1 protein-coding gene is annotated in these 618 nt (G+C 74.9%); it reads right to left on the bottom strand.

What is annotated here, in order from left to right:
- Positions 1 to 618: alcohol dehydrogenase catalytic domain-containing protein (locus AQJ91_RS48480; RefSeq protein ID WP_159054856.1), on the bottom strand; the 618-nt coding region annotated here is incomplete at both ends.

The following is a 618-nucleotide window of genomic DNA, read 5'->3' as shown; positions in this document are numbered from 1 at the left end:
TGGCGACCAGGCACAACCGGCCGCGCACGCCGAGCACCTCGACGGCGGTGTCCACTCCGCCTTGCGCGCCGGAGACTTCGAAGGCGATGTCCGCGCCGGCGTCGCCGGTCCACTGCCGTACCAGCTCGGGCATGTCGTCGGCGGCCGGGTCCCAGGTGGTCAGCCCCAACTCCTCAGCCAGCAGCCGCCGGTGGGCGCTGAGCTCGACCACCCGGACGTCGGCTCCGGCGGCCCGGGCGACCAGGGCGATGAGGATGCCGACGGGTCCGCCGCCGACCACGACGGCCTTCTCGCCCTCGGCGACCCGGGCCCGGCCGACGTCGTGCACCGCGACCGCGGTGGGCTCCACGAGGGCGGCCCGGTCCAGCGGGAGGGAGTCGGGCAGCCGTACGAGGGTCGTGGCCGGTACGGTCCAGCGCTGCTGCATCGCGCCGGGGGAGTCGATGCCGATGAAGTCGAGGTGCTGGCAGACGTGCTGGTGGCCGGAGCGGCAGGCGGGGCAGGTGTTGTCCCAGCGCAGCGGCATCACGGTGACCGCGTCCCCGGGCGACCAGTCCTCCACTCCTGCACCCACCCGCACGATCCGGCCGGACATCTCGTGCCCGAGGACGGCGGGCG

The organism is Streptomyces dysideae (assembly GCF_001514305.1).
In the GTDB taxonomy this organism is placed as follows: Bacteria; Actinomycetota; Actinomycetes; order Streptomycetales; family Streptomycetaceae; genus Streptomyces; species Streptomyces dysideae.
This window is presented reverse-complemented; position numbering and strand designations above follow the sequence as displayed.